Origin of the sequence: Salipiger mangrovisoli, from assembly GCF_015223355.1 — a bacterium.
GTDB classification, from domain to species: domain Bacteria; phylum Pseudomonadota; class Alphaproteobacteria; order Rhodobacterales; family Rhodobacteraceae; genus Salipiger; species Salipiger mangrovisoli.
In genome coordinates this window covers 179,078-193,351 of sequence record NZ_JADFFK010000007.1, presented here as the reverse complement: position 1 = coordinate 193,351, position 14,274 = coordinate 179,078, and the positions used below count along the sequence as shown (strand labels likewise).

Annotated in this window: 12 protein-coding genes; 2 read left to right on the top strand and 10 right to left on the bottom strand. The window is 66.7% G+C overall.

Annotation, left to right across the window (positions count from 1 at the left end; genetic code table 11):
• Window positions 1–6: 6 nt before the first annotated feature.
• Together IQ782_RS11310 and IQ782_RS11305 are read left to right on the top strand one after the other, a co-directional pair.
• Complete coding sequence (locus IQ782_RS11310; protein ID WP_194134739.1) at window positions 7–876, top strand: peptidyl-prolyl cis-trans isomerase; 870 nt, start codon at window positions 7–9, stop codon at window positions 874–876.
• Window positions 873–1,865, top strand: coding sequence for a HupE/UreJ family protein (locus IQ782_RS11305; RefSeq protein WP_240989239.1), 993 nt, complete (start codon window positions 873–875; stop codon window positions 1,863–1,865). The genes IQ782_RS11310 and IQ782_RS11305 overlap by 4 nt, the downstream gene beginning before the upstream one ends.
• 213 nt (window positions 1,866–2,078) lie before the next feature.
• On the opposite strand, the gene IQ782_RS11300 is transcribed toward IQ782_RS11305, so the two are convergent.
• From IQ782_RS11300 to IQ782_RS11255, 10 genes are all read right to left on the bottom strand, one after another.
• Window positions 2,079–4,184, bottom strand: a complete 2,106-nt coding sequence (locus IQ782_RS11300) for an FAD-dependent oxidoreductase (protein WP_194134738.1) — start codon at window positions 4,182–4,184, stop codon at window positions 2,079–2,081.
• 22 nt (window positions 4,185–4,206) lie between these two features.
• Window positions 4,207–5,376 (bottom strand): Gfo/Idh/MocA family protein, encoded by a 1,170-nt coding sequence (locus tag IQ782_RS11295; protein ID WP_194134737.1) that lies wholly within the window; start codon window positions 5,374–5,376, stop codon window positions 4,207–4,209.
• A gap of 96 nt (window positions 5,377–5,472) precedes the next feature.
• A complete protein-coding gene (locus IQ782_RS11290; protein ID WP_194134736.1) occupies window positions 5,473–6,489 on the bottom strand; it encodes a LacI family DNA-binding transcriptional regulator in 1,017 nt (338 codons plus the stop codon).
• Window positions 6,490–6,568: 79 nt separating this feature from the next.
• Entirely contained in the window at window positions 6,569–6,892 is a 324-nt protein-coding gene (locus tag IQ782_RS11285) for a Dabb family protein (protein WP_194134735.1), read from the bottom strand.
• A gap of 3 nt (window positions 6,893–6,895) precedes the next feature.
• Window positions 6,896–8,485: a GMC family oxidoreductase gene (locus tag IQ782_RS11280; protein WP_194134734.1), complete on the bottom strand. Its 1,590-nt coding sequence runs from the start codon at window positions 8,483–8,485 to the stop codon at window positions 6,896–6,898.
• Between the two features lie 32 nt (window positions 8,486–8,517).
• On the bottom strand, window positions 8,518–10,011 hold the full coding sequence (locus IQ782_RS11275; RefSeq protein ID WP_194134733.1) for an FAD-dependent oxidoreductase: 1,494 nt from the start codon (window positions 10,009–10,011) through the stop codon (window positions 8,518–8,520).
• Window positions 10,008–11,123, bottom strand: a complete 1,116-nt coding sequence (locus IQ782_RS11270) for an ABC transporter ATP-binding protein (RefSeq protein ID WP_194134732.1) — start codon at window positions 11,121–11,123, stop codon at window positions 10,008–10,010. The genes IQ782_RS11275 and IQ782_RS11270 overlap by 4 nt, the downstream gene beginning before the upstream one ends.
• A gap of 5 nt (window positions 11,124–11,128) precedes the next feature.
• Window positions 11,129–12,013, bottom strand: a complete 885-nt coding sequence (locus IQ782_RS11265; protein ID WP_194134731.1) for a carbohydrate ABC transporter permease — start codon at window positions 12,011–12,013, stop codon at window positions 11,129–11,131.
• Entirely contained in the window at window positions 12,013–12,927 is a 915-nt protein-coding gene (locus tag IQ782_RS11260; protein ID WP_194134730.1) for a carbohydrate ABC transporter permease, read from the bottom strand. Before IQ782_RS11260 ends, IQ782_RS11265 begins: the two co-directional genes overlap by 1 nt.
• A gap of 60 nt (window positions 12,928–12,987) precedes the next feature.
• Window positions 12,988–14,241 (bottom strand): ABC transporter substrate-binding protein, encoded by a 1,254-nt coding sequence (locus tag IQ782_RS11255; protein WP_194134729.1) that lies wholly within the window; start codon window positions 14,239–14,241, stop codon window positions 12,988–12,990.
• Between the last annotated feature and the right edge of the window lie 33 nt (window positions 14,242–14,274).

Sequence of the window (14,274 nt, the reverse complement as noted above, 5' to 3'; positions counted from 1 at the left end):
CGCGCCATGCTGAAGTCGATCCTCAGGGAGCCGCTCGTCCATTTCCTCGTCCTGGGCGGGCTGCTCTTCGCGACATGGACCTGGCTGGCCCCGCAGGAGAGCGCGGGGCCGCAGGCCGAGGTCATCACGCTTGACCAGGCCCGGCTCGATCACTTGCAGACGCTCTGGACCGCGCAGTGGAAGCGCGATCCCTCGCCGGAGGACCTGAAGGCGATCATCGACCGCCACCTGCGGCAGGAGGTCTTCTACCGCGAGGCCCTGAGCATGGGGCTCGACAAGGACGACGACATCATCCGCACCCGGCTGGCGCAGAAGATGGAGGCGGTGTCGAGCGATCTGAGCCTGCTCATGCAGCCCCCCACCGAGGAGCAGCTGCGCGCCTTCCACGCCGCGCGCCCCGATCTCTTCACCCTGCCGCGGGCCTATGCCTTCCGGCAGGTGCTCTACCTGCCTGCCGAGGCCGGGGACGAGGCGCTGGAAGCGACGCTCGCGGCGCTACGGGTCGGCGGCGAGGTACCGCCGGACCGGCGTGGGAAGCTGGCTATGCCGACCGAGTGGGCGCTGACCCCGGCGCAGGCGCTGGAAAACGCCTTCGGCGGCGGCTTCGCAGAGTCGCTCTCGGAACTGCCGGTCGGGACATGGTCCGGGCCCGTGCGCTCGGGGCTGGGGCTGCACCTCGTTTTGGTGACGGAAAACCAGCCCGAGCACCTCGCGCCCTTCGAGGAGGTCCGCGACTTTGTCGCCCGGCAATACGAGTATTACACCGTGCTCGACGCGCAGGAGCAGATGTTCCGCGAGCTGCTGGACCGCTACGAGGTCCGCTTCGAGGCCGAAGGCGTGCCCGAAGCGGTGCGGCAGGAGTATGCGCACCCATGATCCTGCGCCTGCTCTCCGCGCTTCTTCTCTGCCTTTGCACGCTGGCCCCGCAGGCCCGCGCGCATGAGATCCGCCCCGCCTTCCTGCAGATCGACGAGGTCGCGCCGCAGCGCTACGAGCTGCTGTGGAAGGTGCCGACCCGCGACGGCATGGTGCAGAACATCCGACCCGCCTTCGATCCGGGCCTGACCCTGACGCCGGTGCCCGGCGAAACCCTCGTCGAGGGCTTCGTGCTCTTCCGCTACGGCCTGAGCGGCGGCACCGGCCTGCCCGGAACCGAGCTGCGCATCGACGGGTTGGACCGCACCACCATCGACACGCTGGTCAATGTCGCGCTGCTGGACGGCACACATCACAGCTTCCTGCTGCGCCCGCGCGAGCCCGCCGTGACCATCCCCGAGACCCCCTCGGCCTGGGCCGTGGTTCAGACCTACACCCGGCTCGGCGCGCAGCACATCCTCGAGGGGGTCGACCACCTGACCTTCGTCGCCGCGCTGATGCTGATCGTGCGCGGCTGGCCGATGCTGCTGAAGACCGTCACCGCCTTCACCGTCGCCCATTCGATCACGCTGGCGCTGGCCACCTTCGGCTACGTCTCGCTGCCGCCGCCCCCGGTCGAGACGCTGATCGCGCTCAGCATCCTTCTGGTCGCCGTCGAGGCCATCCACCTGCGCCGCGGCCGTTCCAGCCTCGCGACCCGATGGCCGTGGCTCGTCGCCTTCGCCTTCGGCCTGCTGCACGGCTTCGGCTTCGCCGGGGCGCTGGTGAAGATCGGCCTGCCGCAAACCGACATCCCGCTGGCGCTGCTTTTCTTCAATATTGGAGTGGAACTGGGCCAGCTTGCCTTCATCGGTGGGCTGCTGGCGTTGGTGGTGCTGCTGCGCCGCCTCGTCGCCCTGCCGCGGGCGGCCCCGGTGGCTGCCGCCTACGGTATCGGGACTGTCGCCACATTCTGGGTGTTCGAGCGGCTGGAGGGGATGTTTTTCTGAGGCAGGTCTGACCCACCTTTCCGCTGACACACTGCCGAGCAAGTCCCGCAGGCGCCGTTTCCGGGGAACCCTTGGTGGCCATCTTCGCGCCCCGACAAGCCGCTGATCCGCAGCTTGACGGTGCCCGCACATTTCAAACCCGCCGGAGCCCGCCTCCCTCACGAACCGATCGGAGCCATCTAGAGCGTTGCCGCGCCACGCGCGACGGCACGGTCAGGGCCGCGTATCATCCGGCCCTCCGTCGCGATCGAGATCGAAAATCCGGCCGGTGAGGGACGCCGGCCAGTCCCGCTCGAAGAAGGCGCGGGTGGATTCGTCGAAGCGGCGGATGTCTCTCGAAGCGACGAGGAGCCCCCCCTTGTCCCGCTGCACGATGATCTGTTCTCGCTTGTCCGTCTCGCGCTCGTCCCGGAAGCGGTACGCATCGAGGGGAAGGGTCCGGGCCAAGGGAAGAGCCTGGCCTTCGGGATCGCGGATCGCACGGGCGCCCCGGCTGCCGCCGCCGGCAGTGATGAAGTGGTCGAGCGCCGCCAGCACGGCTTCCGACGCCAGCGCCATCTGGTGCCACTGTACCGCGCGGGACGCCTCGGCGGACCGGGAGATCGAGATGCCCTTCGCCCCGATCGACGCTGCAAGAGCCCGGGCCTCGGCCCCTGCCCTGGCAACCGTTGCAGGATCGCAGATCATCCCGGCGCAATCGCTCATCCGCGCCTGGATCTCCGCCCGGACGCCCTCGATGTCATGCGGGCTGCCGGGCCGGATCAGAGCCGTGATCTCGGACAGGGCCGTCTTCACCACGGCAGCGGGCTGCCCGGACGCGGGCCGTGTTGCCGCCCCCGACGCGGCGATATGCTCGGCGACGCGGGTGCCGAAGACCTGGCCGGCATTCAGCGCGGCACCGCCCGGCCGGGTCACGCCATGGGTGCCCGCGGCCTCCCCCACCGCATAGATGCCCGGAACATTGGTCCGACCCCAGGTATCGACCTCGATGCCGCCGTTCATGTGCTGGTTGTTGACCGCGAATTCCAGCGGCTCCGAGGCGATATCGACCTTGTACCGGCGGTAGAGCTCGATCGCGAGCGGGTTCATGTGGCGCAGGCGCTCGATCGGCGTGCCCTGGATCGCCCCGGCCGTCCCGAGATAGGCGGCCACGTCCCCATCCAGCCGTTCGAGGCTGAACGGAGCATCGCCCGGCACCGGCAGGGGATTGCGGTTGAAATCCATGAAAACCCGCCGCCCGGCTGCGGTCTCGCGCCAGATCGCAAGATCGACAAGGCTGGAGCCAAACCCGAGCATCCGCGTCGCGTGGAACGGCCACTGGTACCCCTTGCGGAACACGTTCGAGGCCAGCTCCTGCGTGCTGCGGTAGTAGTCCGCAAGGAAATGATGCTCCTGCCCCTCGGAATCGACCGAATAGATGTGAGGAATGACCTGCACATAGGTGCCCGACAGGTTCCAGGGGAACCCCTCGCGGCGGGTGCCGATCCCGAACTGGCTTTCGGTCAGGTTGGTCAGCCGCAGCCCGGCCTCGAGCGCGAGACCCAGCGCGCCGAAACAGCCGTTCGGATAGACGCTGTCGCGATAGAGCTCGCCCGGCCCGCCGGCCGCCAGCACGACGACCGGCGCGAGGAACAGGGCAAGACCGTAGGGGTTGTCCCCGGACCGGTCCCGCGTCCGGAAGGTCAGGACGCCCTGCACCCGCGCCCCGGCGTCCGTGTCCTCGACCAGCAGCCGGGCAGCGGTCGTCTGGTTGTGAAGCGCGATCCCCAGGCTGATCGCCTCGCGGGCCAGCACCTGCACCATCAGCCGAGAGGTCCGCGGTCCGCAGCTCGTGGCGCGCCCGGCCTCGTCGTGGTCCGTCTTGTAGCGAAGCGTTCCGCCCAGCGGGTCCTGCGGCAGGGGCAGCCCGAGGTATTGCAGCGAGGCCATCATCCGCGGTGAGCCCACCGCCTCGACATAGGCCGTGTCCTCGTCCATGGCGCCCCCCGAGCGGATCGCGCGCGCCATCGCCAGGAAGTCGTCGCCACGGGCCGAGGTATTGGCCGTGTGCAGCGTCTGCTTGTCCGATCCCGAACAGGCAGAGGTGCCGCCCCAGGCGCTCTGGCTGATCACCGCGACAGAACCGCCGCGCCGGTGCAGCTCGACAGCGGCGCGCAGCCCTGCGGCGCCGCTGCCGATCACCACACAGCCCGCCCGGTGGACGGGAATGCGCAGGCCGTCGATGTCCAGGTGGTCCGCGGCCGGTCGTTCCGGCGGCAGCGTCGGCATGTCGACGTCGGTCAGCGCGTCGAGGATGTTCTGCGGGACGGATGCGTCCATGTTCGTCTCCGGTCGGCTTGTGTCACACGAGTGGGATGTCGACCCAGGCCCGCTGCCTGGAGGAGGCCATGCAGGCGTCGACGATCTGGGTGATGTGATGGCCGGTCTCGAAGGTCGGCCACATCGGCGTGCCGCCGACGATCGAGCGGATCACCTCGGCGACCTCGATGATCTTGCTCTCGTTGTAGCCGAGCGCGAAATTCGGCAGCGGCAGGAAGGCCGCGTAGGTCGGGTGTTCGGGACCGACATCGATCTCGCGGAAGCCGCGCCGTCCCGACCTGTCCGCGTGGGAATAGAAGCGGATGCGGTTCACCTCGTCGTAGGTATAGGCAAGGCTGCCCTTCGTGCCGTAGATCTCGTAGGTCTGCATGAACTTGCGGCCCATGGCGATGCGGCTGAAATCGACGACGCCGCTGGCGCCGTTCTCGAAGGTGCAGAGCAGCTGCGTCGCGTCCGGGTTGGTGACCTCCGCCCACTCTTCCTTGCCGGTCAGGGCCGCCGCACCGCCGTAGCCCTGCCCCTCGACGACCGGGCGGCGCGGCGTCGCGATGATGTTGTTCGCCACGAGCGACGAGACGCGGCCGACGAGGAACTCCATGAAGCTGAAAACGTGGCTGCCGGTGTCGCCGACGATCCCGGTTGGGGCGCGTGCGCCATCTGCCCGCCACATGAACGGCGCCAGCGGATCGCCGTACATGTCGATGTGCTGGCATCCCTTGAAGAGGGTGATCTCGCCGATCTCGCCGGAGGTGATGATCTCCTTGGCAAGGTCGTGCACCGGGTTGCGGGGGAAGGCGTGGCCGACGCGGGTGATCACACCCTTCGCGCGGGCAAGATCGGCCAGTTCCCGCGCCTCGGCCGCGGTGTCGGCCAGGGGCTTCTCGCAATAGACATGCTTGCCGGCCTCGAGAGCCGCCTTGGCGACTTCATGGTGAAAGCTGTCCGGCAGGCAGATATCGATCAGGTCGATGTCCGGATCGTCGATGACCGCCTGCCAGTGCTTATGAATCTTTGCCCCCGGTGCGCGGGCCGCCAGCTCCGCCGCGGCGGCAGGATTTGCCTCGACCAGCGCGACAACGCGCGCGGTGCCCCCGGCGGTGCCGAAGAAATGCGGAAAGGTCTGGTAGGCCATCGTATGGACCTTGCCCATCCATCCCGACGCCCCGAGCACCGCAACCCGAACCTCTGCCATGACCATGCTCCTTCCGTTGCCGCTTCGGGGGTCATTCCGGGCGGTCTGCTGTTGTGGGCCGCTTGCGCGGGATTGAGTGTGAGCCGCGCGGCGCCGTCAGCGCGCGCCGGCCCCTCCGCTGGAGCGCCGAACCACGAGGTCCACGGGTGTCAGCGTCTCCTCCGGGGGTGTCTTGCCGTCTTCCAACCAATTGAGCACGGTGTCGGCGATGCCCTTGCCGAACCCGTTCACGTCGCATCGCACCGAGCTGAGCGGCGGCCAGGCATGGGCGGATTCCTCGATGTCATCGAACCCCACCACCTTGAACGCGTCGCCGACGGTCCGGCCGATCTCGGCGCAGCCGGACAGGATCCCCAGGGCGACGAGGTCATTGAAGGCGAGCGCCGCATCCACCTCGGGCATTTCGGCCGACAGCCGATGGGCCGCCTCGCGCCCGAAGGCCCGTGTGGCCCGCCCGGTGATCACCACCGGCTCCAGCCCGGCCTGTTCGAGTGCGCTGCGGTAGCCGGACATCCGGACCTGCGTGACGGAGCGGCCCTCGAAGCCGCCCACGAAGGCGATCCGCCTGGCTCCGGCCCGGATCAGGTGTTCGGTCGCGTCGCGACTGCCCTGAACATAATCGGGTGCGGCAAAGGGAAAAAGCTCGGTGCGGGACTCGACCTTGCGCAGCACCTGCATCGCCGGAATGCCCGAGCGCGCCAGCGCGCCGAAGGTCTCGGCCTCGCCGCCATAGGTCGGCGACAGGATGACGGCGGACACGCCATGCTCGATCATCGCACCGACGACCTGGGCCTGCAGCGCGGGGTCCTCATCGGTGTTCGCGACCACCGCCGAATAGCCGCGGGCCGAGAGCGCCATCTGCAGCGAGGTGGCGAATTCGGTGAAGAACGGGTTGCGCAGATCGTTGATGACGAGACCGATCAACCCGGCGTTCGCCATCCGCATGTTCGCCGCCGCCCGGTTGTAGACATAGCCGATGCGCGCCATCGCCTCGCGCACCTGCTGCCGGGTCTCCTCGCGCACCGTGGGGCTGTTCTGGAGAACGAGGCTCACGGTCGACTTGGAAACGCCGGCGGCGCGGGCCACGTCGATGATGGTTGGTCGTCGGTTCATGTTCGTCTGCCTTCATCCGGATCTTGCCGTGAAGAATGCGCCACATAGCAGGTGGATGGAAAGTGGACCGGACGCATGATCATGTGCCTTTCGACCCGAGGGGCAGATCGAAGCAGAGGATGCCGTCCTTGCCGCCCTCGGCGTTTTCGACCAGCTTCGCCCCCAGCGCCTGGTGTTCCGGGTGGTCCTGGTAGGCCTGCAAACCCTCCCAATCGTCGAAATCCACGACGAAGCCATGCATGTATCCGCGCTCCATCTTCTCGGGGCTCTCGCTGCGCCCCGACGTTATCGAGACGAGGCCGGGCACCTTGCCCTCGATCCGGTGCAGTTCCGCGAACAGCTCGGCGATGGCGGCCTCGCCGGTGCCCGCCCGAAAGCGGATCAGAACGATGTGTCTTACCATTTCTCAGCCCATCCCATTGTCGAACTTGATCATGTCGGCCGCCTTTTCGCCGATCATGATCGCCGCCGCATTGGTGTTCGAAGAGATCACCGTCGGCATGATCGAGTTGTCGACGATCCTCAGCCCGTCGATCCCGTTGAAGCGCAACCTCGGGTCGACCACGGCCGCCGGGTCGGCACCCATCCGGCAGGTCCCCGCGCAATGGTGCGAGGTCTTGGAATGGGCGCAGATGAAGTCGAAGTAGTCCCTGTCCGTCTTCACGTCCGGGCCGGGCAGCCTCTCGGCAAGGATGAACTTCTTCAACGGCCCCTGTGACAGGATCTCCTGCGTCAGCTTCAGCCCGCGGATCGTCATCTCGCGGTCCATGGGGTCGGCCAGGTAATTGGGATCGATCAGCGGCGCCTTGGCCGGGTCGTCGCTTTGCAGCCGCACCGTGCCTCGGGAGCGCGGGCGCAGGTAGCACGAGTTCAGCGTGATCCCGCCTTGCGGCATGGACGCGACGCCGTGCTCGATCCCGGTGCCAAGCCCGAGGTGGAGCTGGATGTCCGGCGAACGGGCGCTTGGGTCGGCGTACCAGAAGCCCCCCGTCTCGAAGAGCGAAGAGGCCACCGGCCCCTTGCGTCCGAAGAGGTATTGCAGTCCCGCGACCGCCGCCCACTGGGGCCTGGCATAGCGGTCGTAGCTGTAGGGGCCGGACAGCTCCACGATGCAGTAGAGGTCCAGGTGGTCCTGGAGGTTGGAGCCGATCTCCGGCTGGTCATGCACCACCTTCATGCCAAGGGCTTGCAGGTGATCGGCCGGCCCGATCCCCGACAATTGCAGCAGCCGGGGGGACCCGATCGCCCCGGAGGACAGCAGCACCTCGCGGCTCGCGGTCAGCCGCGTGCCATCGACGAGCTCCACCCCCGTCGCGCGCCCCTTCTCGATCAGCAGCCTGCGCACCTGTGCGCCCAGCCGGACGGTCAGGTTCGGGCGATGGCGGTTCGGCGAGACATAGGCCATCGCGGCCGAGGACCGGCGCACGTTCCTCTGGGTCAGCTGGTAGTAGCAGACACCGTCCTGCGTCTCGCCGTTGATGTCCATGTTGCGCGGGATGCCGAGCGCGGCGGCGGCCTCGAAATAGGCCTCGCAGATCGGCAGCGGCGCACGCGGCTCGCTGACACCCAGCGGCCCGCCCTTGCCGTGATACCGGTTCTCGTGGGTCTCGTTGTCCTCGGCCTTGCGGAAGTAAGGCAGCACGTCGTCATAGCCCCAGCCGGTGCATCCGATCTGCCGCCAGTCCTCGTAGTCCTGCGCATTGCCCCGCGTGTAGACCTGCGCGTTGATCGCCGAGCCGCCACCGATCACCTTGGCCTGGGTGTAGCGGAACACCTTGTTCTGCATATGCGTCTGGGGAACCGTATCCCAACCCCATGAGCCGATGCCCTTGGTCATCTTCGCGAAACCGGCAGGCAGGTGGTAGAAGGGGTGCCTGTCGCTGCCGCCCGCTTCCAGCAGCAGTACCCGCGCCGCCGGGTCTTCGGACAGGCGTCCGGCCAGGACCGATCCCGCCGAACCGCCGCCGATGATGATGAAGTCGTAGCCCTTGGTCATCGTCTTTCCTCGGAATTGCCGGTCGCCCTCTGTCAGGCGGCCCGCTCGGTCTGTTGCATGTGGTCTGCTGCCCGGATCGCAAGGGCGGCCACCGTCAGCGCGGGATTCACCGCCGCCGAGGTCGGAAGCACCGATGCGTCGGTGATGAACAGGTTCGGGTGGTCATGGCTGCGGCAATGGATGTCGACGACGCTGGACGCAGGATCGAGACCCATGCGCGCCGTCCCGCACTGATGCGACGGCGTGCGTCGGTCGAAGGGGCGTGACAGCACGATCGGATACCCGGCCCTGCGCAGGTCGGACTTGAGCCGCGCGACAAGCGCGAGATGGGCCTGCAGGTTCGAGCGTTTCCAGTCGAGCACGATCTGGCCGTTCCGCAGGCTGACGCGGCTTTCCGGGTTCGGCAGATCCTCGGACATGAGGTAGAGGTCGACGGAGCGTCCCGCCACCCACCGTGCCAGCGGACCGGGCAGCGGCGAAGACGCCTGAAGGATCGGCCCCGAGATCTTGCCCAGAAGCTGGACGTTCCCCAGAGGCGCGCCATTCGGCCCCCCGGTCAGGTAGAAGTCGTTCACCATCAGGGTTTTCTGGTAGATCGACGGATTGCGCCGCAAAGGGTGCAGCGCCAGCATCGCCGAGCAGTTGTGGTTCATGAAGTTGCGGCCCACCTGGTCCGACCGGTTCGCCAGCCCGTGCGGATTGCCCGCGTTCGCCGAGGCCAGCAGCAGCGCGGCGGTCTGGACGGCCCCCGCGGCAAGCACGACGGTCGGGGCGGAAAGGACTTCGCCGCTCGTCAGCTCGACGGCGGTCACGCGATTGCCTGCCCCGGTCAAAAGCCGTCTGACCCGAGCCCCAGTGCGCAGCGTGACGTTCCCATGCCGCAAGGCGGCTTGCAGCCCGCCGGATTCCGCATCCATCTTGCCGCCGGTCGTATCGGGAAAGCCGTCCCAGGGCGTCTTCGCCCGCGACAGCCATCGGTCGAGATTGACGCCGAGAGGGAGGCTGCTCGGGTGCAATCCGACCGATGACAGCCGCGATCGCAAGTCCGCGATGGCGGTCTCGTCCGGCAGCGGAGGGTGCGGATAGGGCTTCGAGTGAGGCGGTTCGGTCGGATCCTCGCCGAGCTGCCCGCGCACCTGGTAGAGCTGTTCGGCGCGGCTGTAGAACGGCTCGATGTCGTCATAGGACATCGGCCAGCCCGGCGTGGTCCCGCCCATGTGGACGAGAGGCGAGAAATCCTCGCGCCGGTAGCGGATCAGCACCCCGCCGTAGAACTTGGAGTTGCCACCGACATTGTAGTAGTTCCCCGGGTTGAACGGCTGTCCCGCGCCATCCAGCCATTCCTCCGCGGGTCGGTAATGCCCGTCGACGAAAATGGCCCTGTCGCTGCGATCATGCTCCGAGGGGCGAAGATGATCGCCACGTTCCAGGATCAGGATGCGCCGCCCGGACCCGGCAAGGGCCGCGGCGAAGGTCGCGCCCCCCATTCCGGATCCGATGACGATGACGTCGGGACCGTCGCTCATGCCGAGATCCGCTCTTCCGACTTCGGATCGAAGGCAACCGCCTTGTCCATGTTGACGGCGAACTTGAAGGTCCGGCCCGCCCGGACATCCACGTTTGCCCGGAATCGGCCGGTCACTTCCTTTCCTCCCATGTGGGTGACGACGAAGGTATCCGACCCTGCCGGCTCGGTCACTTCGACATTCGCATCGAAGTGGTGGATCGACGCGCTGTTGCGATCCGAGCCGTCGGGGTCGGTGATCGCCTCGGGCCTGATGCCCAGCACGATCTCCCTCCCCGCGTGACGCGCCATCTCGGCATGGTCCGGGAACGGCAGCGCAACGGTCGATCGATCGGCAAGCTCGACCTTGGCAACCGCCTTGCCATTTTCCTGCGCGACCGACGCCGGGAACAGGTTCATCGACGGAGAGCCCATGAACCCCGCGACGAACATGTTGGCGGGATGGTCGTAGATTTCGCTGGGCGTGCCAAGCTGCTGGACATGGCCGCCGTACATCACCGCGATCCGGGTCGACAGCGTCAGGGCCTCGATCTGGTCGTGGGTCACGTAGACAATGGTCGTGCGCAGCTTCTGGTGCAGCTTCTTGATCTCGGTGCGCATGTCGACGCGCAGCTTGGCGTCGAGGTTCGACAGGGGCTCGTCGAACAGGAACACGTCGGGGTCACGCACCAGCGCCCGGCCCATGGCCACCCGCTGACGCTGGCCGCCGGACAGCTGCCCCGGCTTGCGGTCCAGCAGATGCCCGATCTGCAAAAGCTCGGCGGCCTCGGCCACGGCCTTCTCGCGTTCGGGCTTGGGAACACCGTGCATTTCCAGCCCGAAGGCGATGTTCTGGCCGACGTTCATGGTGGGATAGAGGGCATAGGACTGGAACACCATCGCGATGTTGCGGTCCGCCGGACGCACCCCGGTCATCGACCGGCCCTTGATCGAGATGTCGCCGGTCGTGACCTCTTCGAGTCCTGCGATCATGTTCAGCAGCGTCGACTTGCCGCAACCGGACGGCCCGACCAAGACAAGGAACTCGCCCTCCTCGATCGAGATGTCGGTCTCGTGCAGCACCTTGAGCGCGCCGTAGGACTTGGTGGCCTGTCTGATGTCGAGAAATCCCATCTGGATCATCCTTTCACGGAGCCTGCCATCAGACCGCGGACGAAGAACCGGCCGGCGACGATGTAGACGAAGAGGGTGGGAAGAGCGGCCAGGATCGCCCCGGCGAAATGCACGTTGTATTCCTTCACGCCCGTCGAGGACTGGACCAGGTTGTTCAGCGCGACGGTCATCGGCTGGCTGTCGAAGTCCGAGAACGAGGCACCGAACAGGAAGTCGTTCCAGATGTTGGTGAACTGCCAGATGATGCAGACCACCGCGATCGGCCCCGACGCCGGAAGCATGATGCGGCGGAAGATGGTGAAGAAGCCCGCGCCGTCTATCATCGCCGCCCGGACCAGCTCGGTCGGGAACTGCTGGTAGTAGTTGCGGAAATACAGGGTCGAAAACCCGATGCCGTAGACCAGGTGCACGAAGATCAGTCCCGGCACGGTACCGGCGGCGTGCATCAGGCCGAGCATCCGCGCCATCGGGATCAGCACCATCTGGAACGGGATGAAGCAGGCGAACAGCAGCAGCCCGAAGACAAGGGTGTCTCCGCGGAAGCGCCACTTGGTCAGCACGTAGCCGTTCAGCGCCCCGAAGAACGTCGACAGCGCGACGGCGGGCACCACCATCAGGATGGAGTTCAGGAAGAACGGCCGCAGACCGGTCGCCTCGACCCCGACCTGGGCCGTGGACCAGGCGCTGTGCCAAGGCGCCAGCGTCCATTCGCGCGGCAGGGACATCATCCCGCCCGAGGTGATCTCGCCCAGCGGTTTCAACGAGTTGACCACCATGACGTAGAGCGGGACCAGGTAGTAGAGGCAGAACAGGATCAGGATCGTGTAGATCACGAACCGCGCCCCGGCGCCGGTGCGGACCACCTGCTGGGAAGCCGAAGAGCCAGCCATCACTTCTTCTCCCTCAGTTCGGAATAGATGTACGGAACCATGATCGCCGCGATCGACATCATCATGATCGTAGCCGAGGCCGCACCGATCCCCATCTGGTTCCGGGTGAAGGTGTAGGAATACATGAAGGTCGCGGGCATCGAGGTCGCCGTTCCGGGGCCGCCGCCGGTCAGCGCGATGATCAGGTCGTAGGACTTGATCGCCATGTGCGCCAGCACGACGAAGGCGGACATGAAGGCGGGGCGCAGTTGCGGAATGACGATCCGCCTGTACAGCGCGAAGCTCGAGGCGCCGTCGATCTGGGCCGCCTTCATCACCTCGTTGTCGATGCCGCGCAGACCGGCCAGGAACATCGCCATCACGAAACCCGAGGTCTGCCAGACGGCGGCGATGACGATGGTGTAGATCGCCATGTCGCTGTCCTTGATCCAGGTGAAGGTAAAGCTCTCCCAGCCCCAGGACCGCACCACGGCCTGCAGGCCGATGCCAGGGTCGAGGAACCATTTCCAGGCGATGCCGGTGACGATGAAGCTCAGCGCCATCGGGTAGAGGTAGATCGTCCGGATGAAGCCCTCGGCGCGCACCTTCTGGTCCAGCAGGATCGCCAGCGCCAGCCCGAGCACGCAGCAGATCACAATATACAGCGCGCCGAAGATCAGCAGGTTGACGACGGCGATCTTCCATTCGCGGATCGAGAACAGCCGGTCGTAGTTCAGCCAGCTGACCCAGCCGTAGGACGGCAGGATGCGGCTGTCGGTGAACGACAGGTAGACGGTGAACAGGATGAACCCGTAGACGAACACCAGAACGATCGCGAGGCTCGGGCTGAGGACGAGTTTGGGGAGCGCGTCGCGCAGCCAGTCGCTGCCCGCCCGTTGGGGAACGTCCCTGTGAGTGTCTGTGGTTGATGCCATTTTGGGTATCCCTGCGCTGTAGGGGGAGAGCGACCTCGCCCTCCCCCGGCCGAGGTCAGATCACTTGTTGATCTCGACAGCGGTCACCAGTTCCTCGACGGCGGTCGCGCTGTCGTACTCGCCGTTGAACTCGGCGGTGACGACGTCGTAGATCGCGTTCTTGACGGCCGCGGGGTTCGCGTGCCCGTGGGCGATCGACCCGACCAGCGTGCCGGCCTCGTTCGCGGCGGCAAGTTGCTCCATCCCCTTCTGCCCGCAGGCGTCGAAGTCATCCTTCGGAACGTCGGTCCTGGCCGGGACGGACCCTTTCACCTTGTTGAAGGCGATCTGGAAATCCGGGCTCATGATGTCGGACGCCATCGTCGCCTGGGCCTTCCTGGCATCGTCGGACGAGACGGCGAAGATGGCGAACTGGTCCGAGTTGAAGCTGACGGCGGTCTCGGAGCCGGGCACGCGGAAGCACAGGAAATCCTCGTCGGGCACCTTGCCCGCCTTCAGGAACTCGCCCTTCGCCCAGTCGCCCATGATCTGGAACGCGGCATCGCCCTTGATGACCATCGCCGAGGCCAGATTCCAGTCCCGCCCCGAGAAGTTGTCGTCGACGAAGCCGCGCAGCACGGTCATGCGGTCGAAGACCTGCTTCATCGTGTCCGATCCCAGCGCTTCCGGATCGAGCTCGACAAAGGCCTTCTTGTAGAAGTCGACGCCGCCAGTGGCCAGCACGACCCCGTCGAACAGCGTGGCGTCCTGCCAGGGCTGCCCGCCGTGCGCCAGCGCGACCTTGCCCGCGTCCTTGACCTTCTGAAGCGCGGCGATGAACTCGTCCCAGGTCTTCGGCTCCGCGATACCAAGGCCGTCTAGGACCGACTTGTTGGCCCAGACCCAATTGGTCGAGTGGACGTTGACCGGCGCCGCGATCCAGTGCCCGTCGTATTTCGAAAAGCGCTGCAGGGCTTCGGGAACCACCGCGTCCCATCCCTCGGCCGAGGCGACCTCGTCCAGATTGCCGAGCGCGCCTTCCTTGGCCCAGTCCTGGATGTCGAAGCCCAGCATCTGCACCGCGGTCGGCGGGTTTCCGGCCGTCACGCGCGCGCGCAGGACGGTCATCGCCTCGGTGCCGCCACCGCCCGCGACCGGCATGTCCTTCCAGGTGATGCCCTGGCTCTGAAGCTTGTCCTTCAGCACGTTCAGCGCCGCGGCCTCGCCGCCCGAGGTCCACCAGTGCAGCACCTCGACATCGGCGGCACGCGCCATGCTGCTCGTCACCATCAGCGCCGCCAAAAGCGATGCCGCTCCTCCAAGATACCTACGCATTTGGTTCTCCTCCTGTCTGCGTTGGCTTTGCCT